Raw genomic sequence first — 26,265 nt, 5'->3', positions numbered from 1 at the left:
TCCCCTCGACGGTCGAGGAGCGCGCGCCGCACGGCGTCCCCTCGTCGGTCGAGGAGCGCGCGCCGCAGGCGCTCGCGTCACGAGACCCTCGCGGCGAGCGGTTCTCGGTCTCGATACGCCGGCTGCGCCGGCTACTCGACCAGCGGATTGCCGTCCCCTCGTCGGTCGAGGAGCGCGCGCCGAAGGCGCTCGCGTCACGAGACCGCCCCGGCGAGCGGCTCTCGGTCTCGATACGCGGGCTGCGCCGGCTGCTCGACCAGCGGGTTGCCGTCCCCTCGTCGGTCGAGGAGCGCGCGCGGCAGGCGCTCGCGTCACGAGACCGCCCCGGCGAGCGGCTCTTGGTCTCGATACGCGGGCTGCGCCCGCTGCTCGACCAGCGGGTCGCGCCGGCTGCGGCGGCTACTCGACCAGCGGGTTGCCGTTCCCTCGTCGGTCGAGGAGCGCGCGCCGCAGGCGCTCGCGTCACGAGACCCTCGCGGCGAGCGGTTCTTGGTCTCGATACGCCGGCTGCGCCGGCTACTCGACCAGCGGGTCGCGCCGGCTGCGCCGGCTACTCGACAAGCGGGTTGCCGTCCCCTCGCCGGTCGAGGAGCGCGCGCCGCAGGCGCTCGCGTCACGAGACCGCCCCGGCGAGCGGCTCTTGGTCTCGGTACGCCGGCTGCGCCGGCTACTCGACCAGCGGGGCGCGTGCCGCTACGGCCGCAGCAGCTCGCCGAGCCGCTCGATGACCCGCTCGACCGAGTCGCTCTGCAGCGAGCCGGTGCCGCCGAGCGCCGAGCGCAGGTAGATGCCGTCGCTCAGCCGCACGACGAGCAGCGCGAGGTCGCGATCCCCGAGGCTCGCCTCGAGCGCCGCGAGGTAGTGCTCGTCGAGCCGCAGCAGCGCGTCGCGCGCCGCCTCGTGCTCCTCGATCTGGCCGAGCCGCAGCAGCGCGACGATCGTGCGGTCGATCGGGTGCTCGGCGGCGACGGACTCGCGCAGGAAGACCGCGACGGCATCCGGCATGGGGGAGAGGCGCTCCTCCTCCTCCTGCCCGAAGCGCTCGAGCCGCTCGGCGAGCCCGTCGACGAGAGCCGCCTTCGAGCCGAAGTGGTAGAGCAGCCCGCCCTTCGAGACGCCCGCCGCCTCGGCGGTCGCCGCGAGCGTCGCCGCGCGCTCGCCGAGCTCGAGCACGATCGACTCGAACGCGTCGAGGATGCGCTCTCGAGTGCTGGCTGCCTTGCCCATGCTCCGATCGTACATTGCTAGCAAACCGTCCAGACGGTACAGTAATCGCTCGGAGAGGACACCGAGATGACGCACGACACCCGGATCGACGCGGCCGCACCCCAGAGGGCAGGAGCGCGCGCGTGGGGCGCGCTCGCGGTGCTGATGCTCCCGGTGCTCCTCGTCTCGATCGACATCACCGCGCTCAACTTCGCGCTGCCCGAGATCGCGCGCTCGCTGCAGCCGACCGCGAGCCAGCAGCTCTGGATCGTCGACGCGTACTCGCTCGTGCTCGCGACCCTGCTCGTCGCGATGGGCAACCTCGGCGACCGCGTCGGCCGTCGGCGCCTGCTGCTCATCGGCGCGACCGGCTTCGCCGCGGCATCCGCGCTCGCGGCCTTCGCACCCACCGCTGAGCTGCTCATCGCGGCGCGCGCCGCCATCGGCCTCTTCGGCGCGACCCTCATGCCCGCGACCCTCGCGCTGCTGCGCACGATCTTCCTCGACCGCCGCCAGCGGCGGCTCGCGGTCGCGATCTGGGCGACCGCGTTCTCGGTCGGCTCGGCCGCCGGGCCGATCGTCGGCGGCGTGCTGCTCGCGCACTTCCACTGGGGCTCGATCTTCCTGATCGCCGTGCCGGTGCTCGTGCCGCTGCTCGTCCTCGGGCCGCTGCTCGTCGACGAGTCCCGCGATCCGGCCCCCGGTCCGATCGACCCCGTGGGCATCCTGCTCTCGATGCTCGCGCTGGGCGGCCTCGCCGCGGGCGTCAAGGAGCTCGCCTCGCACGGCCTCGACCCGCTCGGCGTCGCGCTCGTCGCGGTCGCCGCCGTGGCCGGGTGGCTCTTCGTGCGGCGGATGCGCCGGGTCGCGGCGCCGATGCTCGACGTCGGCCTGTTCCGGGTGCCGCAGTTCGGCGGAGCGCTGCTCGTGAACCTGCTGAGCGTCATCGCGCTCACGGGGTTCCTGTTCTTCGTCACGCAGCACCTGCAGCTCGTCGAGGGCATGGAGGTGCTCGACGCCGCGCTCGTGCTCGTGCCGGGCGTGCTCGTCATGATCGCCTCGGGCCTGCTCGTCGTGCGCGTCGTGCGCCGCGTCGACCCGGGCATCGCGGTCGTCGTGGGCCTCGGCGCCTCGCTCGCCGCGTACGGGATGCTCGCGGCGCTCGGCGAGGACGTCTCTGTCGCGGGCATCGCGACCGCGTTCGCGCTGCTGGGCCTCGGCATCGGCGCGGCCGAGGCGATCTCGAACGACCTCGTGCTCACCGCCGTGCCCCCGGCAAAGGCCGGCGCCGCATCCGCCCTGTCGGAGACCGCGTACGAGTTCGGCGCGGTGCTCGGCACGACGCTCCTCGGCGGCATGCTCACCGCCGTCTACCGCGCGACACTCGTGGTGCCCGCGGGCACCGACGCGGCGATGGCGGATGCGGCACGCGAGACCCTGGGCGGCGCGGTCGCGGTCGGTGAGGGCGCGGGCGCCGCGGGCGAGCGGCTCGTCGAGGCGGCGCGCACCGCGTTCGACCACGGCGTGATCGCCACGAGCATCGCGGGCGCGCTCCTCATGCTGCTCGCGATGGTCACCGCGTGGCGCACGCTGCGCGGCACGGGCGACTGACGCCCGGCCTGCCGACACCTGGGGTCGCTACGGTCGGCTCGTGAGCGCCGCATCCGACTACGCCCAGCACCTGCCCGCCGGTCGTCGCGCCGCGGCGCGCCACGAGCCGACCGAGCGTCGCTGGGCGTGGCGCCGGCACGACGTGTGCATCGCCGAGGCGCTCGCGCCCGCCTCGCCCGCGCGGCTGCTCGTCGTGCACGGCGCCGGAGCGCACAGCGGCGCGCTCTGGCCGATCGCCTCGCTGCTGCACGGCCGCGGCCTCGAGGTGCTGGCGGTCGACCTGCCGCTCTACGGCGGCACGCGCACCCACGACCCCGCGGGCGTGCGGTACGACGACTGGGTCGCGCTGCTCGTCGACCTCGTCGCCGCCGAGCGCGAGCGGGATCCCCGGCCGCTCGTGCTGCTCGGCGCGAGCATCGGCGGCATGCTCGTGCTCGAGGTCGCGGGCCGCACCTCAGGTGTCGACGCGGTGCTCGCGACGTGCCTGCTCGATCCGCGGGATGCCCGCGCTCGGGCGCGGATGACCCGCTTCGGCCCGCTCGCCGCGCTCGCGCCGCTGCTGCTGCCGGCCGTCCGGGGGCGGCTCGCGCGGCTGCGCATCCCGATGTCGGCGGTCGCCGACCTGCGGCGGATGAGCCGCAGCGCCGCGCTCTCGCGCCAGTGCGCGGCCGACCCGCGCGGCGGCGGTGCGCGGGTGCCGCTGGGGTTCCTCGCCTCCTACCTCGCCTACCGCCACACCGGGCCGCGCACCGCGACGGTGCCCGTCTCGCTCGTGCACCCCGACCACGACAGCTGGACGCCCATGGAGCTCAGCGCGCGAGTGCTGCGCCGCCTGCGCGCGCCGAGCCGGCTCGTGCCGCTGCGCGGCTGCGGGCACTTCCCGGTCGAGGAGCCGGGCCTCGGCGACCTGCTCGACGAGGTCGGGTCGGTGATGGCGGATGTCGGCGGCCGCCGCTAGCGTCGCCCGCATGACGACCGACACCGCACGCATCATCCTCGTCCCCGGCTTCTGGCTCGGCGCGTGGGCCTGGGACGATGTGGCCGCGCGGCTGCGCGAGGTCGGCCACGACGTCGAGGCGCTCACCCTGCCGGGACTCGAGCCCGGCGACGACCCCGCGGCGGTGACGCTCGAGCAGCAGGTCGGCGCCGTCGAGGCCGCGATGGGCGGCGAGGGGCAGGTCGTGCTCGTCGCGCACTCCGGCGGAGCGATCCCGGCGACCGCCGCCCTCGATCGCCACGTCGACCGCGTCGCGCGCACGGTGTGGGTCGACACCGCGCCCGTCGTCGACGGCTTCGCGATGGACGCGTCCTTCCAGGGCGACGCGCTGCCGCTCGAGGCCAACTGGGACGACGAGCTCGAGGCCGGCTCGATGCGCGACCTCACCGATGCGCAGCTCGCCGAGTTCCGTCGCCGCGCGGTGCCGCAGCCGGGCGCCACCGTCCGGGACGCCGTGGCGCTCACCGACGATCGCCGGCGCGACGTGCCGGCGACCATCCTCTGCACCGCCTACTCGGCGGACGAGTACCGCGCCTACGCCGAGCAGGGCGCGGCGTTCCTCGCCGGCGTGCTCGAGCACCGCGCGCTCACCATGGTCGACCTGCCCACGGGCCACTGGCCGATGTGGTCGAAGCCGGCCGAGCTCGCCGCCGCGATCGACGCGGCCGCCCACAGCTGATCCCTGCAGCTGGCCGATGCGCCGGGCGAGCGCTCAGGCGAGCGCGAACGCCCCCGCGTCGCCGCGAGCGGCGCGCACGAGCGCGACCGCGAGCGTGCCCCGCCCGCGCGCGGTGAACGCATCCGCCTCGACCTCGACGTCGACCTGCTCGCCGTCGATCCACACCGCGATCGCGTCGCCCGTCGCCCGCCCGCGCACGACGACCTCGTCGCCGACCCGCTCGGCGGCGAGCGACACGCGCGCCTCGGGCGCGCCGGCGAGCGGCGTCCACGCGGTCGCGGGGAGCGCGGGCGTGCGCGGCGGCTCGGTGCGCCGCGGCCGCAGCGCCTCGATCGCGAGCCCGAGCCGCAGCATCCGCTCGTCCTCGTAGGGTCGCCCGGCGATCGTGAGGCCGACCGGCATGCCGATGTCGGCCATCGTGCCCATCGGCACGGTCACGGTGGGGATGCCGAAGTGCCGCCAGACGAGGTTGCCGTTCGCGACCCACGTGCCGTTGCGCCACGCGAGCGCGGCTGCCGCCGGCTCGACGTCGGCGTCGGCCGGGCCTACGTCGGCGAGCGTCGGCATGACGACCGCGTCGATGCCGTGCGCGTCGAGCCACTGATCCCAGTCGAGCTCCCGCGTGCGCTCGAGCCCCGCGAGCCCCTCGGCCATCGCCGGGATCTCCTCGAGCGGCAGCACGGGCTCGTCCGGCAGCGCGGCGAGGTCGACCTCGGCGGCGAGCTCGAGCGCCGGCGGCCGCGCGTCGTAGCGGTCGGTGAGGGCCCCCGGCGGGTGCGGGAAGATGCGCTCGCCGTCGACGTCGGCGAGCCGCGCGAGCGCGGCGTCGCCGTTGCGGCGCAGGAAGCCGTCCCAGCCCCACACCGTCAGCTCGACGAGCTCGCTGCGCAGGAACCTCGGCGGCACGATGCCCCGGCTGACGATCTCGGGCGCGCCGTCGCGGTCGCCCTCGTAGTGCGACACGGGCGGCAGGTCGGTCTCGATCACGGTGGCGCCCGCCGCGCGCAGGTCGTCGGCCATCTGCCGCCACAGAGCGAGCACGCTCTCACGAGTCGCGATCGGGGTGCGGATGCCGGGGTCGGCGCCGATGTACATGCGCGGCACGGCGAGCGTGAGTCCCGCGAGCGGCGCGGGTTCGAGCGCGGCGTAGCTCGTCGGTCGCACGTCGTCGACCGGCGGGATCGGCAGCCAGGGCTGCTCGCGCCAGAAGTCGCCGTCGGTGCGGGCGTCCGGCGCGACGAGCGCGTCGAGCGCAGCGAGCAGGTCGGCCATCGAGCGCGCGTGCGGCACGACGACGTCCATCGTCGGCACGAGCGGCCAGCTGCCGCGCATCGAGATGACGCCGCGGGAGGGGGTGTAGGCGACGAGCGCGTTGCAGCTCGCCGGCGCCCGCCCCGACGACCAGGTCTCCTCGCCGAGCCCGATCACGCCGATCGAGGCGCCGGTCGCCGAGCCCGAGCCGTTCGACGAGCCGGAGCCGAACGCGCTCGTGAGGAATGCCCCGTTGTACGGGCTCTCGGCGCGCCCGCGGACGCCCCGCTGCATGCCGCCGTTGGCCATCGGCGGCATGGTCGTGAGCCCGATGAGCACGGCGCCCGCCTCGCGCATCCGCTCGATCGCGAATGCGTCCTCGCCCGCGACGAGGTGCTCGAACGCCGGGCTGCCGGCCGCGACCGTCATGCCGCGCACCGAGTAGCTCTCCTTCGCGGTGTACGGGATGCCGTCGAGCGGGCTCGCGGGCCGGCCGGCGCGGATGCGCGCGTCGGCGGCCGCCGCGTCGTCGAAGACGGCGGGGGAGAGCACGGGCACCGCGTTGAGCCTCGGGCCCGCGACGTCGTAGCGACCGACTCGCGCGAGCGTGCGGGCGGCGAGCTCGACCGCGGTCGTCTCGCCCGCGTCGAGCGCGGCGCGCAGCGCGGCGGCGCTCGCCTCGAAGACGCGGTCGTCGCTCACGCGCGGGCCTTCGGCTGCTGCTGCGTGATGCAGTGGATCCCGCCGCCGCGAGCGTAGAGCTCGCGCGCGTCGACGGTCACGGCGCGGCGGCCGGGGTAGGCGGCCTCGAGCGCCTCGCGCGCGGCCGCGTCGGCGGCGGGCTCGTCGAAGCCGCACGCGATGATGCCGCCGTTCACGAGCACGTGGTTGACGTACGACCAGTCGACCCAGCCCTCGTCGTCGCGGAGCGTCGCAGGTGCGGGCAGCGGCAGCACCTCGAGGCGGCGGCCGGCGGCATCCGTCGCCTCGCCGAGCACGCGCATCGCCTCGCGCGAGACGGCGTGGTCCGGATGCGCGGGGTCGCCCTGCGCGTGCACGAGCACGCGGCCCTCACCGACGAGCGTCGCGACGATGTCGACGTGGCCGCGGGTGCCGTAGCGCTCGTAGTCGCGCGTGAGCCCGCGCGGCAGCCAGATCGGATGCGTCGCACCGATCGTGCGCTCGAGCTCGGCCTCGACGGCCTCCCGGCCGATGCCGGGGTTGCGGTGCGGGTCGCGCTGCACCGTCTCGGTGAGCAGCACCGTGCCCTCGCCGTCGACGTGGATCGCGCCGCCCTCGTTCACGAGCGGCGACGGGATCAGCTCGGCGCCGGCGAGCTCGGCGACGAGGGCGCCGATCTTCGCGTCGTGCTCCCAGCTCGCCCAGTCCTGGGCGCCCCAGCCGTTGAAGATCCAGTCGACGGCGCCGAGTCGGCCGTGCTCGTCGAGGACGAACGACGGACCGATGTCGCGCATCCACGCGTCGTCGAGGGGCGCCTCGACCACGTCGACGGCGCTCGAGAGCAGCCGCCGCGCGGCGTCGCGCTCGGCGGGGTCGACGACCATCGTGACCGGCTCGAACTCGCTCGCGGCGTTGGCGACCGCAGCCCATGCCTCGTGCGCAGCGGCGACCTCGCCGGCGTCGCCGCCGGCGTTCTCGCCGTGCGGGAACGCCATCCACAGCCGCTCGTGCTCGTCGCCCTCTGCCGGCATCCTCCAGCTCACGGCCGCTCCACTTCGTCGTCGTTTATTGATCGCATGATCAATACAGCGTGCGGTCGAGACAATACTGTGGGGGGCGTGAGGATGCAATGACCGCAGGCAGGCGCACCCGGAAGACCCCCGCAGTGCGGCGGGACGAGATCCGGACGGCGGCGCGGACGATCGCGCTCGAGAGCGGGCTGAGCGCGGTCACGCAGCGCGCCGTGGCCGAGCAGGTGGGCATCGCGCCCGGGCTCATCACGCACTACGTCGACCGCATGGACCTGCTCGTGGCCGAGATCTTCCGCGACATCGCGAGGGAGGAGCTCGAGCAGGTGCGCGCCGCCGTCGATGCGGTCTCCGGCGACGTCGATCGGGTGCTCGTGCTGCTGCGCGAGCTGATCGGCGACTACCGGCGCGACGTCGCGCTCGTCTGGGTCGACGGCTGGAGCCTCTCGCGCCGCAGCGACGACCTCGCAGCCGTGCTCACCGGCGAGGCGCGCGCGTGGGAGGCGTTCGTCGGCGAGGTGCTCGAGCGCGGCCACCGCGCCGGCGCGCTCCACGCCCCCGATCCGCTCGCGCTCGCGCGCTTCGTCGTGGGTGCCACGGACGGCCTGAGCGCGCAGGCCGCGGTCTGGGCCGGCTACGAGCGCGAGACCCTCGGCACGGTCGTGCGCACGGTCGCGGGGCTCTTGCGCATCCCCGCCGAGGAGCTGCGCGCACGCGGTTATTGATCGACTGCCCAATAGTGTGCGACACTCTTCGCCAGCGACGGCGCTCGGCCGTCGGGAGGCGAGGGAGCGCACCATGGCGGAGACCTGCGACGTAGTCATCATCGGCGCCGGGGCCGCGGGCCTCAGCGCCGCGACGCGACTGGCACGAGCCGGGGTGAGCGTGCGGGTGCTCGAGGCGCGCGACCGCGTCGGCGGCCGCACCTGGACGCGCGAGATCGACGGCGCGATGCTCGAGATCGGCGGCCAGTGGGTCTCGCCCGACCAGACGGCCCTGCTGCAGACGCTCGAGGAGCTCGGCCTCGAGACCTACCCGCGCTACCGCGACGGCGAGAGCCTCTACGTCGACCGCGACGGCGTCGCGCACCGCTACACCGGCGAGATCTTCCCCGCCGGGCCCGAGACCGAGGCGGAGATCGAGCGCCTCGTCGCCCTCCTGCACGGCATGAGCCTCGAGGTCGGCGCGGACGAGCCGTGGGCGCACCCGCGCGCGGCGGAGTACGACGCCATCTCCTGGCGCGAGTGGCTGCGCCGCCAGTCCGACGACGAGACCGCGACCGACGTCGTCTCGCTCTACGTCGCCGAGGCGATGCTCACGAAGCCGGCCCACTCGATCAGCCTGCTCCAGGCCCTGCTCATGGCCGCATCCGCCGGCGGCTTCGAGCACCTCGTCGACGAGGGGTTCATCCTCGACCGCCGCGTGGTCGGCGGCATGCAGCAGGTCTCCGAGCGGCTCGCGGCCGAGCTCGGCGACGCCGTGCGCCTGAACGCGCCCGTGCGCCGGCTCGAGCGCGGCGACGACGGCGTGGTCGCCTACGCCGACGGCGGCATCGAAGTGCGCGCGAAGCGCGCCGTCGTCGCGGTGCCCCCCAACCTCTACAGCCGCATCGACTTCCAGCCGCCGCTGCCGCGCATGCGCCACCAGGCGCACCAGCACGTCTCGCTCGGCCTCGTCATCAAGGTGCACGCCGTCTACGACACGCCGTTCTGGCGCGAGGACGGCCTCTCGGGCACGGTCTTCGCCCCCTTCGAGACCATCACCGAGGTCTACGACAACACGAACCACGACGACCCTCGCGGCACGCTCGTCGGCTTCGTCTCCGACCTCGCGGCGGATGCGTCGTTCGGCCTCGGCGAGGAGGCCCAGCGGCAGCAGATCCTCGAGGGGCTCGCGCGCTACTTCGGGCCGAAGGCGCTCGAGCCGCGCGTGTTCTACCTCTCGGACTGGGGCTCGGAGGAGTGGACGCGCGGCGCCTACGCCGCGAGCTTCGACCTCGGCGGGCTCTCCCGCTACGGCGCCCTGCAGACGCAGCCCGAGGGCGCCATCCACTGGGCCTGCAGCGACATCGCCGCTGCCGGCTACCAGCACGTCGACGGCGCGATCCGCCGCGGCTGGGCCGCTGCCGACGAAGTGCTCGAGCAGCTCCGCGCCTAGCCCGGCGCACCCTCTCAACCAGGAGTCAACGATGACCACCACCATCGACCCGGATACCGGCATCTCGCCGAAGGGTCTCTCGAAGGGCACCGTCACGGTGCTCGGCGCCGTCGTGATCGGCGTCTCGACGATCGCGCCCGCCTACACCTTCACCGCGGCGATCGGGCCGACCGTCAGCGCCGTGGGCCTGCAGGTGCCGGCGATCATCATCATCGGCTTCATCCCGATGCTGCTCGTCGCCTTCGGCTACCGCGAGCTCAACAAGGCGATCCCCGACGCGGGCACGTCGTTCACGTGGGGCACCCGCGCGTTCGGGCCGTACCTCGGCTGGATGACGGGCTGGGGGCTCGTCATCGCGACCGTGCTCGTGCTGTCGAACCTCGCGGGCATCGCGGTCGACTTCCTCTACCTGCTCATCGCCCAGATCACGGGCGATGCGAGCATCGCCGAGCTCGCGGCGGATCCGTTCATCAACGTCGCCACGTGCCTCGCGTTCATGGCGCTCGCGACCTGGGTCTCGTGCCGCGACATCACGACCGCGCAGCGCGTGCAGGCGTTCCTCGTCGGCTTCCAGGTGCTCGTGCTCGTCGGCTTCGGCGCCGTCGCGCTCTTCCGCGCCAACGGCGGCGACGCGCTCGACCACACGCCGATCGACGCATCCTGGTTCAACGTCTTCGACGCGCCGTCGCTCAGCGCGGTCGTCGCGGGCCTGTCGCTGTCGATCTTCATCTTCTGGGGCTGGGACGTCGTGCTCACGATGAACGAGGAGGCGAAGGATCCGAAGCGCACGCCAGCCCGGGCCGCCGCCATCACGATCGTCGTCGTGCTCGGCCTCTACCTGCTGCTCGCGATCGCGCTGCTGTCGTTCGCCGGCAACGGCGACACCGGGCTCGGCATGGGCAACCCCGACATCCAGGACAACGTGCTCTTCCACCTGTCGAACCCGATCATGGGGCCCCTCGGCTGGCTGATCTCGCTCGCGGTGCTGTCGTCGTCGGCGGCCTCGCTGCAGTCGACCGCCATCTCGCCCGCCCGCACGCTGCTCGCGATGGGCCACTACCGCGCCGTGCCGAAGCGCTTCGCGTCGGTGCACCCGCGCTTCCTCACGCCCGTGTTCGGCACGATCGTCTCGGCGCTCGTCGCGAGCACCTTCTACGCGGTGATGCGGTTCGTGAGCGAGAACGTGCTGTGGGACACCATCACGGCGCTCGGCATGATGGTCTGCTTCTACTACGGCCTCACGGCGCTCAGCGCCGTCTGGTACTTCCGCAAGACCGCGTTCGGCAGCGCGAAGACCGCCTTCACGCAGTGCATCGCGCCGCTCGTCGGCGGCGTGGTGCTCGTGGCGCTGTTCGTGCAGACGCTCATCGACAGCTTCGACCCGGAGTACGGCTCGGGCTCCGAGATCGGCGGCGTCGGCCTCGTCGGCATCCTGGGTGTCGGGATGCTGGTGCTCGGCCTCGTGCTCATGCTCGTGATGCGCGTCCGCGAGCCGGCGTTCTTCCGCGGCGAGGTGCTGCCCAAGGGCGTCAACAAGGGCGGGCTCGACACCGCCGCGCACTTCGTGCGGTAGCCGCGACTGCGCGCGTCAGCCGTCGGCGGGGAGGAGCACCCACACGCTCGCCCCGCCGGCGGCTGCGTCGTCGATGCCGATGCTGCCGCCGTGCGCCTCGACGATGCGGCGGCAGGTCGACAGGCCGATGCCGCTGCCCTCGACGTCGCCGCTGCCGCCGCGCGCGAGGAGCCCGAAGACGCGCTCGCGCTCGTGCGGGGGGATGCCCGGGCCGTCGTCGTCCACGGCGATCCGCCAGCTGGAGCCGACGTCGTGCGCGCGCACCGACACGCGCGGCCGCCCTCGCTCGGCGCCGGCGAACTTCACAGCGTTCGCGAGCAGGTTCTGCATGAGCGCGCGCAGCAGCGTCGCGTCGCCGGTCACGTGCGGCAGCGGCTCGACCTCGACGACGGCGCCGGCCGCGGCGACGGATGCGTCGAGGTCGTCGAGGGCGTCGGCGACGACCGCGCCGAGGTCGACGCGCGAGCGGCGCAGGCTGCCGCCGACGCGCGCGTAGTCGAGCAGGTCCTCGACCATCGCGCTCATGCGCTCGGCAGCGCCCTCCGCGCGCGCGAGCGCGCCGCTCGCGGTCGGGGCGTCGGCGAGCTCCGGGCTGTCGGCAGCGAGCTCGAGGAACCCGCGCAGCGCCGTGAGCGGGTTGCGCAGGTCGTGGCTGACCTGACCGGCGAACTCGGCGAGCTGGGCGTTCGAGCGCGACAGCTCGCGCGTCATCCGCCGCAGCTCGAGCACGTCGACCACCTGATGCGCGAGGAGCGCGAGCGAGCGGCTGCGCTGCTCGCTGAGGTCGCCGACGACGTCGTCGAAGACGCACAGCGTGCCGATCGGCACGCCCTTCGGCGTGATGAGGGGGCTGGATGCGTAGAAGCGGATGCTCGCGATGTCACCCGTGACGAACGGGTTGTCGCGGAAGCGCGCGTCCTCGCGCGCATCGGGGACCACGACGTGGCCGGGCTCCTGGAAGACCGCGTTGCACATCGAGTCCTCGCGGCTGCAGACGCTCGGCTCGAACCCGATCGCCGCGATCTGGTGCTGCGCGCGGTCGTCGATGATGTTGATGACCGCGGTCGGCACGCCGCACACCGTGGCCGCGAGGTCGACGAGCCCCTGCAGATCGGGCTCCGGGGGAGCGCCGATCAGGGCGTACTCGGCGATCGCCTCGCGGCGCACGATGTCTGCGGCTGTGCTCATCCCGGTCCTCTCGTGACGGCCGTCGCCGCCAGCCTAGGGAACCGGGTGCTGCAGGCGCCTCGTGCGCGCCGAGGTGTCAGACGACGTCGTCGCGGCGCTCCGTGCGCTCGACCCGCGTGCCGAGCGCGGGGTCGACCGTGGAGCGCGAGACCTCGGTCGAGCGGCGGCGCGAGGCCAGCATCACGATGCCGATGATGGTGATGAGCGCGCCGGCGCCCAGCAGGATGTAGCCGATGAGGGTCCAGTTGGCACCATCCACCTGCCACAGTGCCGGGACCGCCCACGCGACGATCGCGCCGACGGCCATCAGGAAGATTCCGAAGCCGATGCTCAAGGTGCTCTCCATTCGTCGAGGCGACCGGGACTGGACCGCCGTTGGCGTGCACGGTACTGCCGCTGCCTGAGCGGCAACCCGGAGTCTGCGCGCGCGGCCGGGCCGGCGCGCGCCGCTAGGCTGGATCCCACGGTGCGCGGGAGCGCGGGCCGACCGGACGAGTGGGCGCGCCGCAGCGCCGCTAGGAGGAAGTGTGGAGCAGCTGCGCCTCGCGGTCATCGCAGGAGACGGCATCGGCCCGGAGGTCACGCTCCAGGCGAGGCGGGCCATGCGCGCCGCCCTCTCCGACGTCGAGCTGGTCGAGACCGAGTACGAGCTCGGCGCGGCGCACTACCTCGAGACCGGGGAGATCGTCTCCGACGAGACGCTCGCGAGCCTCGCGCAGCACGACGCGATCCTGCTGGGCGCCGTCGGCGGGGACCCCGCCGACCCGAGGCTCGCCGGCGGCATCATCGAGCGCGGGCTGCTGCTGCGGCTCCGCTTCGCCTTCGACCACCACGTCAACCTGCGGCCCACGAAGCTGCACCCCAAGGTCGCGAGCCCCCTGCGGGAGCCGGGCGAGATCGACTTCGTCGTCGTGCGCGAGGGCACCGAGGGGCCGTACGTCGGCAACGGCGGCGCGCTCCGCAAGGGCACCGCGCACGAGGTCGCGAACGAGACGAGCGTCAACACCGCGTTCGGCGTCGAGCGCGTCGTGCGCTTCGCGTTCGAGCTCGCCGAGCAGCGTCGCAAGCACGTCACGCTCGTGCACAAGAAGAACGTGCTCGTGCACGCGGGCGAGCTGTGGCAGCGCATCGTCGACTCGGTCGCCGCCGAGCACCCCGGCGTGTCCGTCGACTACCTGCACGTCGACGCCGCCACGATCTTCCTCGTCGACCGGCCGAGCCGCTTCGACGTCATCGTCACCGACAACCTCTTCGGCGACATCCTCACCGACCTCGCCGGCGCCGTCGGGGGCGGCATCGGCCTCGCCGCATCCGGCAACCTCAACCCCGCAGGCGACTTCCCGAGCATGTTCGAGCCGGTCCACGGCTCGGCGCCCGACATCGCCGGCCGCGGCATCGCCGACCCGACTGCCGCGATCCTCTCCGCCGCCCTGCTGCTCGAGCACTCCGGTCACCCCGAAGCGGGCAAGCGCATCCGCGACGCCGTCGACGCCGACATCGATGCGCGCGACGGCGCGAACCGCACCACCAGCCAGATCGGCGACGCCATCGTCGCCTCGCTCACCGCCTGAGGAGCACGCATGACGCTCGAGTTCACCCTCACCCGCAACCCCAGCCCCGTCGCCGACGACGCCCGCGAGCGCGTGCTCGCGGCACCGGGGTTCGGCCGCCACTTCACCGACCACATGGTCTCGATCGACTGGACGGTCGACGAGGGCTGGCACGACGCGCGCGTCGAGCCGTACGGGCCGCTGCAGATGGACCCGGCGTCGGCGGTGCTGCACTACGGCCAGGAGATCTTCGAGGGCATGAAGGCGTACCGCCGCGCCGACGGCTCGGTGTGGACCTTCCGGCCCGACCAGAACGCGCGCCGCATGCAGCGCTCCGCCGCGCGCCTCGCGCTGCCGCAGCTGCCCGAGGAGGACTTCATCGAGGCCGTGCGCCGCCTCGTCGAGGTCGACGAGGCGTGGGTGCCCTCCGGCGGCGAGGACTCGCTCTACCTCCGCCCCTTCATGATCGCCAACGAGGTGTTCCTCGGCGTGCGCGCGGCCGAGACCGTGCGCTTCATGGTGATCGCGAGCCCCGCTGGCCCCTACTTCGCCGGCGGCGTCAAGCCGGTCTCGATCTGGCTCTCGCGCGAGTACAACCGCGCCGGCCGCGGCGGCACGGGCGCCGCGAAGTGCGGCGGCAACTACGCCGCGAGCCTCCTGCCCACGCAGCTCGCCGCGGCGCAGGGCTGCGCGCAGGTGCTGTTCCTGGACGAGGACGGCACCGACCTCGAGGAGCTCGGCGGCATGAACGTCGTGCTCGTCAAGGCCGACGGCACGCTCATCACGCCCGACTCCGACTCGATCCTCGACGGCGTCACCCGCAACTCGCTCCTGCAGCTCGCCGAGGATGCGGGCCACAAGGTCGAGCGGCGGCCGGTCACGCTCGCCGAGTGGCGCGACGGCGTCGCCGACGGCTCGATCACCGAGGCGTTCGCGTGCGGCACCGCCGCGGTGCTGACGCCCATCGCGGCGCTCAAGTCGACCGAGGAGGTCATCGGCGACCCCGACGCCCCGGCCGGTCCGGTCTCGACCGCGCTGCGCCAGCAGCTCACCGACATCCAGTACGGCCGCGCCGAGGACCCGCACGGCTGGATGGTGCAGCTCACCGGAGCGCGCTGATGCGCGTCACCCGCTTCGCGCACGCCGACCGCATCGGCTACGGGATCGTCGACGACGATGCGCTCGTCGAGCTCGTCGGCGACCCGATCGTCGCGGGCTTCGACACCTCCGGCCACCGCCTGCCGCTGAGCGACGTGCGGCTGCTCGCTCCTGTGATCCCGCGCTCCAAGGTCGTCGCGGTCGGCCGCAACTATGCGAAGCACGCGGCCGAGCTGGGCAACGACGTGCCCACCGAGCCGCTCGTGTTCCTCAAGCCCAACACCTCGGTCATCGGGCCCGGCGATGCGATCGTGCTGCCCCCGGAGTCGGAGGACGTGCACTTCGAGGGCGAGGTCGCGCTCGTCATCGGCCGGGTCGCGCGGCGCCTCACGCCCGAGAACGCGCTGGGCGCGGTCTTCGGCGTCACCGTCGCGAACGACGTCACCGCGCGCGACCTGCAGCGGCGCGAGCCGCAGTGGGCGCGGGCGAAGGGCTTCGACACCTTCTGCCCGCTCGGGCCCGCGGTCGAGACCGAGCCCGACTGGGACGCGCTGCGCGTCATCACGCGCGTCGACGGCGAGGTGAAGCAGGACGGCGTCTCGGCCGACTGGATCTTCGACGCGCCCACCGTGCTCAGCTGGATCACGGCATCCATGACCCTGCTGCCGGGCGATGTCGTGCTCATGGGGACGCCCGAGGGCGTGGGGCCGATCACCGCGGGCCAGACGGTCGAGGTCGAGATTCCGGGCGTCGGCACGCTGCGGAACCCCGTGGTCGCCCAGCAGGCCGACTGACCAACAGGCCGACTGACCAGCAGGCCGACTGACCAACAGGCCGACTGACGAGCAGGCCGACTGACGAGCAGGCCGACTGACTAGCATGCGGGCAGCGCCGGCACACCGCCGGTGCACGACTCGAGGAGGAGTCATGTCCGAGATCCAGCAGCTGATCGGGCGGATGCCGGTGCAGCAGATCGCGCAGCAGGCCGGCGTCGACGAGGCGGAGGCGAGGCAGGCGATCGAGGCGATCGTGCCGGCGCTCGTCGGCGGCATGCAGGCGAACGCGCACGACCCCGCCGGTGCCCGCTCGCTCGCGGGCGCGCTCGGCGGCCACCAGGGCAACCTGGACGCGCGGCTTGGCGGCGACATCGATGCCGACGACGGCCAGCGCATCGTGCGCAACATCTTCGGCGACAACACCGACCAGATCGCGCGCGCCGCGGGCGGCGGCTCGGCGCTCGGCGGCATCATCCAGAAGATCCTGCCGATCGTCGCGCCGATCGTGCTCGCGTGGATCGCGAACAAGTTCTTCGGCCAGCGTGGCCAGGAGCAGTCCGGCCAGCAGCCGGACGGCCAGCAGTCGGACGGCCACGCGGCACCGCAGCAGCCGCCGGCGGGCGGCGGCGCGGCGTCGCCGTTCGACAAGGGGTCGCCTGGCGCCGAGCGCCCGATGCACGTGCCGTCGCCCGAGCAGCAGAGCGAGCCGGGGGAGCCGCAGGCGCAGCCGAAGGCCGACGACGGCTTCGGCCTCGATGACCTGCTGGGCGGGATCCTCGGGGGCGGCGGCGGGAAGCAGGGCGGCGGGCTCGGCCCGCTCGGCGACGTATTGGGCGGACTGCTCGGCGGCGGCCGACGCGGCTGACCCGGAGCGACCTGCAGGCTGTCTGCATATGCAGGCAGGCTCCCGCTAGACTGCCCGCATGGCTTCTCCTGATGCGCTCCGCGGTCACGTCGACGCGATGCTGCTCGCGGTGCTCGCCGACGGTCCCGTGCACGGCTACGGCGCCGTCGAGCGCATCCGCGAGCGCTCGGGCGGCGCGCTCGACTTCCCGAGCGGCACCATCTACCCGGCCCTGAAGCGCCTCGAGCGCCGCGGCCTCATCGAGGGGGAGTGGGAGGCGACGGGGCGCTCGAAGCGCGTCTACCGGCTGACGGATGCCGGCACGCGCGCGCTCGCCGACGAGCGCGCCGAGTGGGCGACGACGTCGTCGATCATCACGAGCGTGCTCGGCGCGGCGCGAGGCTGATCGCGCCCCAGCGCAGCAGCACCGCGCTCGATGCCGCGAGCATGCCGCAGCCGAGCACGAGCGTCACCGCCACGAGCGCCACGAGCACGCCAGCGCCCTCCGGCGGCACCGCGACGCCGAGCGCGAGCGCGATGGTGCCGCCGACGAGCGCGAGCGCGAAGCCGAGCTGCAGCGCTGCGACCGTCGCGAGCGCGGGCAGCGCGCCCGATCGACACATGACGAGCCAGCCGGCGGCCGCGGCGGCCGCGACGAGCGGGCCCGCGACGTCGAGCGCCTGCGAGACCTGCAGCATCCAGCCGTCCTCCGCGCGCACCCGCAGGCCCAGCCCCACGAGCGCCGTCATCGCGACCGACCAGGTCGCGAGGAGCGCGACGATGCCGGCTCCGGCGAGCGCGGCGAAGCGGCGGCCCTGCGCCCTGAGCAGCTCGACCGAGAGCTCCGCCGCCACGGTGCCGACGTCGCCGAACTCGGCGACGACAGCGAGGCGGGCGTCGCGCTCGGGCACGCCCGCGGCCGCGCGCGCGGCGGCGTCCTCGCGCAGGTCGCCCTCGATCTCGCGGGCGAGCTCGCGCCGGCGCCTGCCGGTGGCGACGACGCTGCGCTCGAGCCGGTCGACGAGCTCGGCGATCGGGTCGGTCGGGGGATGGGTGCGGGGCATCGGGACCCATTCTCCCACCTAGGATGGGAGCCATCATGAGCGTCCCCTTCTCGACGGCGACGGGCAGTGATGTCGTCGTCCGCTTCTGCCCCTCTCCGACCGGCACCCCGCACGTCGGCCTCATCCGCACGGCCCTGTTCAACTGGGCCTACGCGCGCCACCACGGCGGCAAGATGGTCTTCCGCATCGAGGACACCGACGCCGCCCGCGACAGCCAGGAGTCCTACGAGCAGCTGCTCGAGGCGATGCGCTGGCTCGGCATCGACTGGGACGAGGGCGTCGAGACCGGCGGCCCGCACGAGCCCTACCGGCAGTCGCAGCGCGGCGAGATCTACGCCGAGATCATCGAGCGGCTGAAGGCCTCGGGGCACCTCTACGAGTCGTTCGCGACCGCAGAGGAGATCGAGGCGCGCAACATCGCGAACGGCCGCGACCCGCGGCAGGGCTACGACAACTTCGAGCGCGACCTCACCGACGCGGAGCGCGAGGCGCACCGCGCCGAGGGCCGCCAGCCGAGCCTGCGCCTGCGCGTGCCGGATGAGGACCTCTCGTTCGACGACCTCGTGCGGGGCGAGATCACCTTCCCCGCTGACTCGTTCAGCGACTTCGTCGTCGTGCGGCCGAACGGCGCCCCGCTCTACACGTTCGTCAACCCCGTCGACGACGCGCTCATGGGCGTCACGCATGTGCTGCGCGGCGAGGACCTGCTCGCGTCGACGCCGCGCCAGATCGCGCTCTACCGCGCGCTCGCCGAGATCGGCGTCGTGAGCGCGATCCCGCGCTTCGGCCACCTGCCCTACGTCATGGGCGAGGGCAACAAGAAGCTCTCGAAGCGCGACCCGCAGTCCAACCTGTTCCTGCTGCGCGAGGCGGGCTTCATCCCCGAGGGGCTGCTGAACTACCTGTCGCTCCTGGGCTGGTCGATCGCGCCCGATCGCGACGTGTTCACGCGCGACGAGCTCATCGCCGCGTTCGACGTCGCCGACGTCAACCCCAACCCGAGCCGCTTCGACGCCAAGAAGGCCGAGTCGATCAACGGCGACCACGTGCGCATGCTCGCGCCCGACGACTTCGCCGCGCGCCTCGAGCCCTACCTCGGCCAGGTCTTCGGCGGGAAGCCGTCCGACGACGAGCGCGCGCTGCTCGCGAAGGCCGCGCCGCTCGTGCAGGAGCGCATGCAGCTCATCGGCCAGGCCGAGGACATGCTGGGCTTCCTCTTCCTCGACGACGAGGACATCCACCACGACCCGGATGCGGTCGACAAGCTGGGCGACGACGCGCACGCGGCGCTCGAGGCCTCCCGCCGCGCGCTCGCCGAGCTCGAGACCTTCGACACCGCCTCGATCGAGCAGGTGCTGCGCGAGGTGCTCGTCGAGGGCCTCGGCATCAAGCCGCGCTTCGCCTTCACGCCGCTGCGCGTCGCGGTGACGGGCCGTCGCGTGTCGCCGCCGCTGTTCGAGTCGATGGAGCTGCTCGGCCGCGAGTCGGTGCTCGCCCGCATCGACCGGCTAGCCGCGAGCGTCTGATGGACGTCGACGTCGTCGTCATCGGCGCAGGCCCCGCGGGCCTCGCCGCGACGCTCAACCTCGCGCGCGCCCAGCGCACGGTGGCGATGCTCGACTCCAACCGCCCCCGCCACGCGGCGACGCTGCAGTCGCACGGCTTCATCACGCGCGACGGCATCTCGCCGCTCGAGCTCCGCACGATGGGCCGCGAAGAGGTGCTGCGCTACCCGACGGTCAGCTACGAGCGCACGCTCGTGCGGCAGATCGCCGCGGTCGACGGCGGCTTCGCGGTGCAGGCCGAGCAGCCCGGATCCCGCGCCGAGAGCGAGACCCGCGCATCCGCCGTGCTCATCGCGACGGGGCTCAGCGAGACGCTGCCGGTCTCGCAGCACGTGCGCCCCTGGTACGGCACGAGCCTGCACTCGTGCATGGACTGCGACGGCTACGACAAGCGCGGGCAGGCGCTCGCCCTCATCGGCGAGACCGACGACCTCGTCGACCGCGCCATGGTGATCCGCCGCCACACCGACGACCTCGCGGTCTTCACGAACGGGGCGGCGGATGCGGTGTCCGAGGCCGGCGAGGCGAGGCTCGCCGAGCACGGCGTCGCCCTCGTGCGCACGCCGATCGCGGCGATCGAGGGCGACCGGGAGGGCATGCAGGCGATCGTGCTCGAGGACGGCTCGCGCAGCGTCCGCACCGGCGGCTTCGTGCGGCCGTGGTGGCACCCGCAGCTCGAGTTCGCCGACTCGCTCGGGCTCGAGACCGACGAGGAGGGGCTCGTGATCGTCGACCGCACGCAGCGCGCGTCGGCCCCGGGCATCTACGCCGCCGGCGACATCACGCCCGGCTTCCGCCAGCTCGCGGTCGCGGCGGGCGCCGGCACGATCGCCGCCTCGGTCATCAACCGCGACCTCATCGCTCGCGGCCTCTAGCACCCCCGCCGGTCGAGGAGCGGGCGCCGCAGGCGCTCGCGTCACGAGACCCGCGGCGAGTGGCTCCAGGTCTCGATACGCGGGCTGCGCCCGCTACTCGACCAGCGTGGCTGGCCTCCCCCGCCGGTCGAGGAGCGCCGGCCGCAGGCCCCCACGGTCGTCGAGTAGGGCCGCAGGCCCGTATCGAGACGAACCTCGCCCGCGCGGGACGGTCCCCTCGCCGGTCGAGGAGCGGGCGCCGTAGGCGCTCGCGTCACGAGACCCGCGGCGAGTGGCTCCAGGTCTCGATACGCGGGCTGCGCCCGCTACTCGACCAGCGTGGCTGGCGTCCCCCGCCGGTCGAGGAGCGCCGGCCGCAGGCCGACGCGTCACGAGACCCCGCCCGTACCGCCCGCCGCCACGGAATGGAACACTGCCCTCATGGACCCCGAGCTCTGGCTCCGCACCGCCGCCGCCATCGCGCTGCTCGCGGCGATCGCGGTGGTCGGCATGCGGATGCTGCGCGTCGAGGCGCCGTGGGATGCGGCGATCGCGGTCGCGCGCGCGGCGGTGCAGCTCGCGCTCCTGAGCGTCGTGCTCGCGGGGCTCATCCAGGACGTCAGGTGGGTGGCGCTCGGGCTCGTCGTCATGCTCGTCGCGGCGATCCTCACCGCCGCGCATCGGGGCCGCGCGCACTCGGCGCCCCTGCCGCTCCTCGCCGCCGCGATCGTCGCGGGCCCCGCCGCCGCGATGCTCGTCGTCTTCGGCACCGGTGCCCTCGAGCTCACCGCGCAGTACCTGCTCGCGATCGGGGGCATCGTGATCGGCAACGCGATGACGATGGCGATCCTCGTGCAGCGCGTGCTGCACGGGTCGATCCGCGACCGCTGGGGCGAGGTCGAGGGCTGGCTCGCGCTCGGCGCGACCCCGCGGCAGTCGATCGCGACGCTCGCACGGGCCGCGGTGCGCACGACGCTCCTGCCGGCGATCGACCAGACCCGCACGACCGGCATCGTGGTGCTGCCGGGCGCCTTCGTCGGGGCGGTGTTCGCGGGCCTCTCGCCCGTCGAGGCCGGCCGCTTCCAGCTGCTCGTGCTCGCCGGCATCCTGGCCGCGGGCGTGATCACGACCGCCATCCTGGCCTTCGGCCCCGAGCGCCGCGCTCCCGCCGCCCCGCTCCCGCGGGCGACCGAGCGGTCCGCCGACGCGTCCTGACGCACGACCCGCGGGCGCCCTGCGCGATTGGCGCTCGCCCGCGGGAGCCGCTATGCTTGACTCTTGGTTCGCTCCGCTTCGGCGCGCGGCCATTGGGGTATGGTGTAATTGGCAACACGGAGGTTTCTGGTACCTTTGTTCTTGGTTCGAGTCCAGGTACCCCAGCACTTCGAAGCCCCCGCGACGCGGGGGCTTCTTCCGTCTCAGCGCCGCCTGCCCTCCTCGAGTGCGCCGAGCATCTCGCGGCACTGATCCACCGCCTCCGGAGCGCTCGGGCGGCGGCCTGCTCCAGCGAAGCGCGGCGGCGTCCGCGCGAGCGGGTCGAAGGGCCCGCGACGCGTCCGCCGCGCGCAGCGCGCAGGCCCGCTCGCTACTCGACGAGCTTGCCCGCGACCGACGTGTCGATCGGCGCGTGCGCGAGTGCGCGCCACGACTCGGGCGCCTCGGCGACCGGCTCGAAGCCGACCCCGCCGTCGAGCGACCACACGAACGAGCCGCGCAGCGCCTCGTCCTGCTCGGGGAAGTCCGAGCGGTTGTGGCAGCCGCGCGTCTCGCGTCGCTCGAGCGCGCACTCGAGCGTCGCGCGCGCCGCGAGCAGCGAGCCCGCGAGGTCGAAGGCGTGGGCGAGGTCGTCGAAGCCGGCGATGTCGGGGTGCACGCCGACGTCCTCGGCGCGGCGCTCGAGCTCGCCGAGCTGCTCGAGCCCGGCGAGCAGCCCCGCTTCGCTGCGCACGACGCCCGCGTGCTCGGTCATGACGTCCCGCAGCGCCCGCTGCAGCATCCGGGGCGTCTCCGCGCCGCGGCTGGCGAGCAGGCCGTCGAGCTCCGCACGCGCCTCGGCGACGGCCTCGGGGTCGCGGCGGATGCTCGTGAGCCCCATCGCGTACTCGGCGGCCTCGCCGCCGGTGATGCGCCCGTAGACGAGCAGCTCGATGAGCGAGTTGCCGCCCAGCCGGTTGGCGCCGTGCAGGCCGCTCGACGCCTCGCCGATGGCGTAGAGCCCGTCGACGCCCGTGCCGTGGTCGGAGGCTGCCACCCACACGCCGCCCATCGAGTAGTGCGCCGTGGGGGCGATCTCGATCGGTCGCTCGGTGATGTCGAGCATCTGCAAGTCGATGAGGGTGCGGTACACCCGCGGCAGCTTCTCGAAGATCGTCTCGCGCGGCAGGTGCGAGACGTCGAGCAGCACGCCGCCGTTCGGCGTGCCGCGCCCCTCGGCGATCTCGGTGTAGCTCGCGAGCGCGACCCGGTCGCGGGTCGAGAGCTCCATGCGCTCGGGGTCGTAGCGCTCCATGTAGCGCTCGCCGAGGGCGTTGCGGAGGATGCCGCCCTCGCCGCGGGCGGCCTCCGAGACGAGCGTGCCCGCCGCATCCGCCGGTTCGAGGATGCCCGAGGGGTGGAACTGCACGAGCTCGGCATCGCGCAGCCGGGCGCCGGCGAGAGCCGCGAGCCGGAAGGCGTCGCCGGTGTTCTCGTCGCGGCGCGACGAGGTGTTGCGCCAGATGCGCGTGTGGCCGCCCGCGGCGAGGATGACTGCGTCGGCATGGATGACGGTCGGGGTGCCGTCGACGACGTCGAAGCCGTAGGCGCCGAAGACGCGGCCGTCGCTCACGAGCAGGCGCGTGATGTAGACGGTGTCGATGACGGGCACCTCGAGCTCGCGCGCGCGCCGCAGGAGGGTGCGCTGGATCTCGAGGCCGGTGTAGTCGCCCGCGTAGGCCGTGCGGCGGTAGCGGTGGGCGCCGAAGAAGCGCTGGCTGATGCGGCCGTCCGCCTCGCGGGCGAAGGGCATGCCCCAGCGCACGAGGTCGTCGATGCCGCGCGCCGCGTGCTTCGCGACGGTCTCGACGATCGCGGGATCGGCGAGGAAGTACGACTCGCGCAGCGTGTCGGCCGCGTGCTGCTGCCAGCTGTCCTCGGGGTCCATCGTGCCGAGCGCGGCGTTGATGCCGCCCGCGGCGAGGGTCGTGTGGGCGTCGTGCTTGCGGCGCTTGCCGACGGCGAGCACCTGCACGCCGCGCTCGGCGAGCTCGATGGCGGCGCGGAGCCCCGCACCACCGGTGCCGATGACGAGCACGGAGGTCGCGAGCAGGCGCTCGGGGCGGGCGGGGGCGGATGCGGTGGTCATGGCGTCGACGCTACGGAGGCCGCCGCCATCCGTCCAATGCATAGTCCTGGTCGTGACGATGCGAGTACGCTATCGCTCATGAACCTCGAGCAGCTGCGCGCCTTCACCGCCGTGGCGGCGCTCGCGCACTTCACCCGTGCCGCCGAACGGCTGCACGTCGCGCAGCCGACGCTGAGCCGCCAGGTCTCGACGCTCGAGCGCGAGCTCGGCGTGGAGCTCTTCCACCGCATCCGCGGCGGGGCGGCGCTCACGGGCGCGGGCGAGCGGCTGCTGCCGATCGCGCGCCGCATGCTCGCCGACGCCGACGCCGCGCGCACCGAGATGGCCGAGCTCGCGGGGCTGAGCCGCGGACGCATCCGGCTCGGCGCGACGCCGACGCTGTGCACGAGCCTCGTCGTCGACGTCGTCGCCGAGTTCCACGCGCAGCACCCCGGCATCGAGGTCGAGATCCTCGAGCGCGGCTCGCGGTCGCTCATCGCAGCACTGCTGGACGGCGCCCTCGATCTCGCCCTCATCGTGACGACCGTCGCCTCGGGGGCGGCCCGGGCGGCGCTCGAGCTCGAGCCGATCATCACCGAGCGGCTCGTCGTCGTCTCGTCGGCGGCGGCGCCCGACCCCTTCGCGACCTCGGGCGGCGCCGTCGCGCTCGCCGAGCTCGCCCGCGCGCCGCAGGTCGTCTTTCCCGAGAGCTACGACCTGCGGGTGGCGATGGACGCGGCCTTCGGCGGCGCGGGCCTGACCCCGCGCGTCGTCGTCGAGGGCGTCGAGATGGATGCGGCGCTGCGGTTCGCGGAGCGGGGGATCGGCGTCGCCGTCGTGCCGGCGATGGTCGCGGCGCTGCGCCCGGGGCTGCGCTCGGCGCCGCTCGCCGACGTCGCGCTCACGCGCACGGTGAGCATCGCCCGGCGCGCCGACATGGCGCCCGCGCTCGCCGGCGCGGCGATGCAGGAGCGCATCCGCGCGGTCGCCGACCGGTTCGCGGCGCCCGGCGCCGAGACCGCCGGGGTCGTCGCGCGCGTGCGCTGACGAGCGCCGCGGCCCCGCTCAGTCGCGGAAGAGGCCGCCGGCGAGGTACTTGAGCCCGGTGTCGGTCGCGACCGTCACGGTCGTTGACCCCGGGCCGAGCTCGGCCGCAAGCTGCAGCGCCGCCGCGACGTTGAGGGCCGCCGAGGTGCCGGCGAAGATGCCCTCCTCGCGCGCGAGCCTGCGCGCGAGCACCCGCGCCTCGGCCTCGTCGATCGCGCGCGCCTCGTCGTGCGCGTCGCCGAGCAGCGGCGGGATGCGCCCGGTCGCGATGCCCTCGACGTGATGCGGCCCCGTGGTGCCGCGGGTGAGGAGCGGCGACTCGGTCGGCTCGAGGGCGACGACCCGCACGCGGTGCGGCAGGGCGCGCAGCGCCGACGCGACGCCCGCGAGCATGCCGGCGGTGCCGACGCCCGCGCAGAAGGCGTCGATCCGGAGTCCCGCGGCGTCGGTCTGGGCGATGATCTCGCGCCCCATCTCGGCGTAGCCGAGCAGCGCATCCCGGTTCTCGAACTGGTCGACCCACCAGCTGCCGCGGGCCGCGACGATCCGGTCGACGGCCTCGCGCATCCGCCGGAACAGGTCGGGCGTGATCGCACCGCCGTCGCTCGCGACGACCGTGAGGTCGGCGCCGAGCGCGCGCATCGTGTCGAGCTTCTCCTGCGCGAAGGCGTCGGAGGAGACGATCGAGAGCGGATGGCCGAGCACGGCGCACACGAACGCGAGCGACGAGCCGGTGCTGCCGCCCGAGTACTCGACGACGCGCTGGCCGGGGGAGAGATCGCCGCGCTCCCGCGCGCCCTCGACGATCGCGCGCGCCATGCGGTCCTTGTAGCTGCCCGTCGGGTTGCCGCCCTCGAGCTTGACGAGCACGTCGCCCGAGCCCGGCGGCAGGAGGGTGCGCAGGCGCACGAGCGGGGTGCCGCCGATGGCCGCCAGTGCCGATGCGTCGACGCCCGGTGCGCGCATGCCCGCCTCGCTCCCGCGGGCGCTCGCGCCGGCACCGCGCCGGCGGCGTCGCCGCGCTCGTCGCGAATCTACACCCGGCGCCGCCCGCCGCCGAGGGGGCGACGGGCAGCAGGCGGGTGGTTCACGCGAGCGCGAGGAAGAGCTTCTCGAGCTCCTGGGTCGTCATGCCGTCGCGCGGGCTCTCGGGGTTGGCGACGCAGTCCTCCATGGCGGTCGCCACGACGACGAAGCCGGCGCGGTTGAGCGCGTGCGTGACCGCGGAGAGCTGCGTCACGACGTCGCGGCACGGGTCGCCGTCCTCGACCGCCGCGATCACCGCATCCAGCTGGCCCCTGGCCCGCTTGAGGCGGTTCACGATGCGGCGCTGCTGCGCCTCCCGCTCGTCGACCACGGCGCGGCCCTCAGGCCTGGCCGGAACCGGCGCGCGCGGCCTCCTGCTCGGCGATCTTCGCGCGCACCTCGTCCATGTCGAGGTCGCGCACCGCGCCGATCAGCTGCTCGAGCTGCGGGCCGGGCAGGGCGCCGGCCTGGTTGAAGACCATGACGCCGTCGCGGAACGCCATGAGCGTGGGGATCGAGGTGATCTGGAAGCCGGCCGCGAGCTCCTGCTCGGCCTCGGTGTCGACCTTGCCGAAGGTGATGTCGGTGTGCTGCTCGGACGCCTGCTCGAAGATGGGGCCGAACATGCGGCACGGACCGCACCACGCCGCCCAGAAGTCGAGCAGCACGATGCCCTCCTGGCCGATCGTCTGCTCGAGGGTGTCCTTGGTGATCTCGGTGGTAGCCATCCCACGATTGTATACCCCTA

Annotated in this window: 25 protein-coding genes and 1 tRNA gene; 16 read left to right on the top strand and 10 right to left on the bottom strand. The window is 74.0% G+C overall.

Going from position 1 to position 26,265, the window contains the following annotated elements; genetic code table 11:
* Positions 1 to 693 precede the first annotated feature (693 nt).
* Entirely contained in the window at positions 694 to 1,227 is a 534-nt protein-coding gene (locus tag BLT67_RS13790; protein ID WP_157674146.1) for a TetR/AcrR family transcriptional regulator, read from the bottom strand.
* A gap of 66 nt (positions 1,228 to 1,293) precedes the next feature.
* Here BLT67_RS13790 and BLT67_RS03820 point away from each other — a divergent pair, with 66 nt between their 5' ends.
* The 3 genes from BLT67_RS03820 to BLT67_RS03810 are packed head-to-tail and all read left to right on the top strand — an operon-like array spanning position 1,294 to position 4,493.
* Positions 1,294 to 2,817 carry an MFS transporter gene (locus BLT67_RS03820; protein ID WP_092665792.1) on the top strand — a complete coding sequence of 508 codons (1,524 nt, stop codon included), beginning with the start codon at positions 1,294 to 1,296 and terminating at the stop codon, positions 2,815 to 2,817.
* 40 nt (positions 2,818 to 2,857) lie between these two features.
* Complete coding sequence (locus BLT67_RS03815; protein ID WP_197674431.1) at positions 2,858 to 3,775, top strand: alpha/beta hydrolase; 918 nt, start codon at positions 2,858 to 2,860, stop codon at positions 3,773 to 3,775.
* Between the two features lie 10 nt (positions 3,776 to 3,785).
* Entirely contained in the window at positions 3,786 to 4,493 is a 708-nt protein-coding gene (locus BLT67_RS03810; RefSeq protein WP_092665791.1) for an alpha/beta fold hydrolase, read from the top strand.
* 33 nt (positions 4,494 to 4,526) lie between these two features.
* Here the strand turns inward: BLT67_RS03810 and BLT67_RS03805 are convergent, their stop codons facing one another.
* Positions 4,527 to 6,446 (bottom strand): amidase, encoded by a 1,920-nt coding sequence (locus BLT67_RS03805; protein ID WP_092665790.1) that lies wholly within the window; start codon positions 6,444 to 6,446, stop codon positions 4,527 to 4,529.
* The gene (locus BLT67_RS03800) at positions 6,443 to 7,468 is read right to left on the bottom strand and encodes an agmatine deiminase family protein (RefSeq protein WP_092665789.1); all 1,026 of its coding nucleotides are present in this window, start codon (positions 7,466 to 7,468) and stop codon (positions 6,443 to 6,445) included. The genes BLT67_RS03805 and BLT67_RS03800 overlap by 4 nt, the downstream gene beginning before the upstream one ends.
* Before the next feature lie 86 nt (positions 7,469 to 7,554).
* Between BLT67_RS03800 and BLT67_RS03795 the strand changes: the two genes are divergently transcribed.
* The 3 genes from BLT67_RS03795 to BLT67_RS03785 all read left to right on the top strand — a co-directional run bounded on the left by BLT67_RS03795 (position 7,555) and on the right by BLT67_RS03785 (position 11,183).
* Positions 7,555 to 8,178 (top strand): TetR/AcrR family transcriptional regulator, encoded by a 624-nt coding sequence (locus tag BLT67_RS03795; protein ID WP_092665788.1) that lies wholly within the window; start codon positions 7,555 to 7,557, stop codon positions 8,176 to 8,178.
* A gap of 73 nt (positions 8,179 to 8,251) precedes the next feature.
* Positions 8,252 to 9,610: a flavin monoamine oxidase family protein gene (locus BLT67_RS03790; RefSeq protein WP_092665787.1), complete on the top strand. Its 1,359-nt coding sequence runs from the start codon at positions 8,252 to 8,254 to the stop codon at positions 9,608 to 9,610.
* 31 nt (positions 9,611 to 9,641) lie between these two features.
* The gene (locus BLT67_RS03785; protein WP_092665786.1) at positions 9,642 to 11,183 is read left to right on the top strand and encodes an APC family permease; all 1,542 of its coding nucleotides are present in this window, start codon (positions 9,642 to 9,644) and stop codon (positions 11,181 to 11,183) included.
* Positions 11,184 to 11,198: 15 nt separating this feature from the next.
* On the opposite strand, the gene BLT67_RS03780 is transcribed toward BLT67_RS03785, so the two are convergent.
* Together BLT67_RS03780 and BLT67_RS03775 are read right to left on the bottom strand one after the other, a co-directional pair.
* Positions 11,199 to 12,371 (bottom strand): sensor histidine kinase, encoded by a 1,173-nt coding sequence (locus tag BLT67_RS03780; protein WP_092665785.1) that lies wholly within the window; start codon positions 12,369 to 12,371, stop codon positions 11,199 to 11,201.
* Positions 12,372 to 12,447: 76 nt separating this feature from the next.
* The gene (locus BLT67_RS03775) at positions 12,448 to 12,717 is read right to left on the bottom strand and encodes a DUF6458 family protein (RefSeq protein WP_231945575.1); all 270 of its coding nucleotides are present in this window, start codon (positions 12,715 to 12,717) and stop codon (positions 12,448 to 12,450) included.
* 181 nt (positions 12,718 to 12,898) lie between these two features.
* Here BLT67_RS03775 and BLT67_RS03770 point away from each other — a divergent pair, with 181 nt between their 5' ends.
* The 5 genes from BLT67_RS03770 (at position 12,899) to BLT67_RS03750 (ending at position 17,045) form a co-directional block, all read left to right on the top strand.
* Positions 12,899 to 13,942, top strand: a complete 1,044-nt coding sequence (locus tag BLT67_RS03770; protein ID WP_092665784.1) for a 3-isopropylmalate dehydrogenase — start codon at positions 12,899 to 12,901, stop codon at positions 13,940 to 13,942.
* Positions 13,943 to 13,951: 9 nt separating this feature from the next.
* Positions 13,952 to 15,040 carry a branched-chain amino acid aminotransferase gene (locus BLT67_RS03765; protein WP_092665783.1) on the top strand — a complete coding sequence of 363 codons (1,089 nt, stop codon included), beginning with the start codon at positions 13,952 to 13,954 and terminating at the stop codon, positions 15,038 to 15,040.
* Positions 15,040 to 15,813 carry a fumarylacetoacetate hydrolase family protein gene (locus BLT67_RS03760; RefSeq protein WP_092665782.1) on the top strand — a complete coding sequence of 258 codons (774 nt, stop codon included), beginning with the start codon at positions 15,040 to 15,042 and terminating at the stop codon, positions 15,811 to 15,813. Before BLT67_RS03765 ends, BLT67_RS03760 begins: the two co-directional genes overlap by 1 nt.
* 133 nt (positions 15,814 to 15,946) lie before the next feature.
* Positions 15,947 to 16,660, top strand: a complete 714-nt coding sequence (locus BLT67_RS03755) for a DUF937 domain-containing protein (RefSeq protein WP_092665781.1) — start codon at positions 15,947 to 15,949, stop codon at positions 16,658 to 16,660.
* A 58-nt stretch (positions 16,661 to 16,718) separates the two neighbouring features.
* Positions 16,719 to 17,045 carry a helix-turn-helix transcriptional regulator gene (locus BLT67_RS03750; RefSeq protein ID WP_092665780.1) on the top strand — a complete coding sequence of 109 codons (327 nt, stop codon included), beginning with the start codon at positions 16,719 to 16,721 and terminating at the stop codon, positions 17,043 to 17,045.
* On the opposite strand, the gene BLT67_RS03745 is transcribed toward BLT67_RS03750, so the two are convergent.
* Positions 17,014 to 17,703 carry a permease prefix domain 1-containing protein gene (locus BLT67_RS03745; RefSeq protein ID WP_092665779.1) on the bottom strand — a complete coding sequence of 230 codons (690 nt, stop codon included), beginning with the start codon at positions 17,701 to 17,703 and terminating at the stop codon, positions 17,014 to 17,016. The two genes, BLT67_RS03750 and BLT67_RS03745, sit on opposite strands and share 32 nt — an antisense overlap.
* A gap of 35 nt (positions 17,704 to 17,738) precedes the next feature.
* Between BLT67_RS03745 and gltX the strand changes: the two genes are divergently transcribed.
* The 4 genes from gltX to BLT67_RS03725 all read left to right on the top strand — a co-directional run bounded on the left by gltX (position 17,739) and on the right by BLT67_RS03725 (position 21,502).
* Complete coding sequence (gltX, locus tag BLT67_RS03740; protein ID WP_231945574.1) at positions 17,739 to 19,229, top strand: glutamate--tRNA ligase; 1,491 nt, start codon at positions 17,739 to 17,741, stop codon at positions 19,227 to 19,229.
* Positions 19,229 to 20,143: an NAD(P)/FAD-dependent oxidoreductase gene (locus BLT67_RS03735; protein ID WP_092665777.1), complete on the top strand. Its 915-nt coding sequence runs from the start codon at positions 19,229 to 19,231 to the stop codon at positions 20,141 to 20,143. The genes gltX and BLT67_RS03735 overlap by 1 nt, the downstream gene beginning before the upstream one ends.
* 420 nt (positions 20,144 to 20,563) lie before the next feature.
* A complete protein-coding gene (locus BLT67_RS03730) occupies positions 20,564 to 21,337 on the top strand; it encodes an ABC transporter permease (RefSeq protein ID WP_092665776.1) in 774 nt (257 codons plus the stop codon).
* Positions 21,338 to 21,430: 93 nt separating this feature from the next.
* Positions 21,431 to 21,502, top strand: a tRNA-Gln gene (locus BLT67_RS03725).
* A gap of 205 nt (positions 21,503 to 21,707) precedes the next feature.
* Here BLT67_RS03725 and BLT67_RS03720 read toward each other — a convergent pair.
* Positions 21,708 to 23,465 (bottom strand): FAD-binding protein, encoded by a 1,758-nt coding sequence (locus BLT67_RS03720; RefSeq protein WP_092665775.1) that lies wholly within the window; start codon positions 23,463 to 23,465, stop codon positions 21,708 to 21,710.
* A 78-nt stretch (positions 23,466 to 23,543) separates the two neighbouring features.
* Here BLT67_RS03720 and BLT67_RS03715 point away from each other — a divergent pair, with 78 nt between their 5' ends.
* Positions 23,544 to 24,491 carry a LysR family transcriptional regulator gene (locus BLT67_RS03715; RefSeq protein WP_092665774.1) on the top strand — a complete coding sequence of 316 codons (948 nt, stop codon included), beginning with the start codon at positions 23,544 to 23,546 and terminating at the stop codon, positions 24,489 to 24,491.
* Between the two features lie 18 nt (positions 24,492 to 24,509).
* On the opposite strand, the gene BLT67_RS03710 is transcribed toward BLT67_RS03715, so the two are convergent.
* From BLT67_RS03710 to trxA, 3 genes are all read right to left on the bottom strand, one after another.
* Positions 24,510 to 25,457: a PLP-dependent cysteine synthase family protein gene (locus tag BLT67_RS03710; RefSeq protein ID WP_092665773.1), complete on the bottom strand. Its 948-nt coding sequence runs from the start codon at positions 25,455 to 25,457 to the stop codon at positions 24,510 to 24,512.
* 121 nt (positions 25,458 to 25,578) lie between these two features.
* Entirely contained in the window at positions 25,579 to 25,848 is a 270-nt protein-coding gene (locus BLT67_RS03705; RefSeq protein ID WP_092665772.1) for a metal-sensitive transcriptional regulator, read from the bottom strand.
* A gap of 10 nt (positions 25,849 to 25,858) precedes the next feature.
* Positions 25,859 to 26,245 carry a thioredoxin gene (gene trxA, locus BLT67_RS03700; protein WP_092665771.1) on the bottom strand — a complete coding sequence of 129 codons (387 nt, stop codon included), beginning with the start codon at positions 26,243 to 26,245 and terminating at the stop codon, positions 25,859 to 25,861.
* Between the last annotated feature and the right edge of the window lie 20 nt (positions 26,246 to 26,265).

The sequence above is a fragment of the Agrococcus carbonis genome, from assembly GCF_900104705.1.
In the GTDB taxonomy this organism is placed as follows: Bacteria; Actinomycetota; Actinomycetes; order Actinomycetales; family Microbacteriaceae; genus Agrococcus; species Agrococcus carbonis.
Note: the sequence above shows the minus strand (reverse complement) of the source record. Positions and strands in the feature narration are given on the sequence as shown.

Coding starts and splice junctions, on each gene's coding strand:
- BLT67_RS13790 (WP_157674146.1), bottom strand. CDS start 1,227: ATGGGCAAGGCAGCCAGCACTCGAGAGCGCATCCTCGACGCGTTCGAG.
- BLT67_RS03765 (WP_092665783.1), top strand. CDS start 13,952: ATGACGCTCGAGTTCACCCTCACCCGCAACCCCAGCCCCGTCGCCGAC.
- BLT67_RS03735 (WP_092665777.1), top strand. CDS start 19,229: ATGGACGTCGACGTCGTCGTCATCGGCGCAGGCCCCGCGGGCCTCGCC.
- BLT67_RS03730 (WP_092665776.1), top strand. CDS start 20,564: ATGGACCCCGAGCTCTGGCTCCGCACCGCCGCCGCCATCGCGCTGCTC.
- BLT67_RS03710 (WP_092665773.1), bottom strand. CDS start 25,457: ATGCGCGCACCGGGCGTCGACGCATCGGCACTGGCGGCCATCGGCGGC.
- BLT67_RS03790 (WP_092665787.1), top strand. CDS start 8,252: ATGGCGGAGACCTGCGACGTAGTCATCATCGGCGCCGGGGCCGCGGGC.
- BLT67_RS03750 (WP_092665780.1), top strand. CDS start 16,719: ATGGCTTCTCCTGATGCGCTCCGCGGTCACGTCGACGCGATGCTGCTC.
- BLT67_RS03775 (WP_231945575.1), bottom strand. CDS start 12,717: ATGGAGAGCACCTTGAGCATCGGCTTCGGAATCTTCCTGATGGCCGTC.
- BLT67_RS03745 (WP_092665779.1), bottom strand. CDS start 17,703: ATGCCCCGCACCCATCCCCCGACCGACCCGATCGCCGAGCTCGTCGAC.
- BLT67_RS03820 (WP_092665792.1), top strand. CDS start 1,294: ATGACGCACGACACCCGGATCGACGCGGCCGCACCCCAGAGGGCAGGA.
- BLT67_RS03755 (WP_092665781.1), top strand. CDS start 15,947: ATGTCCGAGATCCAGCAGCTGATCGGGCGGATGCCGGTGCAGCAGATC.
- trxA (WP_092665771.1), bottom strand. CDS start 26,245: ATGGCTACCACCGAGATCACCAAGGACACCCTCGAGCAGACGATCGGC.
- BLT67_RS03720 (WP_092665775.1), bottom strand. CDS start 23,465: ATGACCACCGCATCCGCCCCCGCCCGCCCCGAGCGCCTGCTCGCGACC.
- BLT67_RS03780 (WP_092665785.1), bottom strand. CDS start 12,371: ATGAGCACAGCCGCAGACATCGTGCGCCGCGAGGCGATCGCCGAGTAC.
- BLT67_RS03785 (WP_092665786.1), top strand. CDS start 9,642: ATGACCACCACCATCGACCCGGATACCGGCATCTCGCCGAAGGGTCTC.
- BLT67_RS03715 (WP_092665774.1), top strand. CDS start 23,544: ATGAACCTCGAGCAGCTGCGCGCCTTCACCGCCGTGGCGGCGCTCGCG.
- BLT67_RS03810 (WP_092665791.1), top strand. CDS start 3,786: ATGACGACCGACACCGCACGCATCATCCTCGTCCCCGGCTTCTGGCTC.
- BLT67_RS03795 (WP_092665788.1), top strand. CDS start 7,555: ATGACCGCAGGCAGGCGCACCCGGAAGACCCCCGCAGTGCGGCGGGAC.
- gltX (WP_231945574.1), top strand. CDS start 17,739: ATGAGCGTCCCCTTCTCGACGGCGACGGGCAGTGATGTCGTCGTCCGC.
- BLT67_RS03760 (WP_092665782.1), top strand. CDS start 15,040: ATGCGCGTCACCCGCTTCGCGCACGCCGACCGCATCGGCTACGGGATC.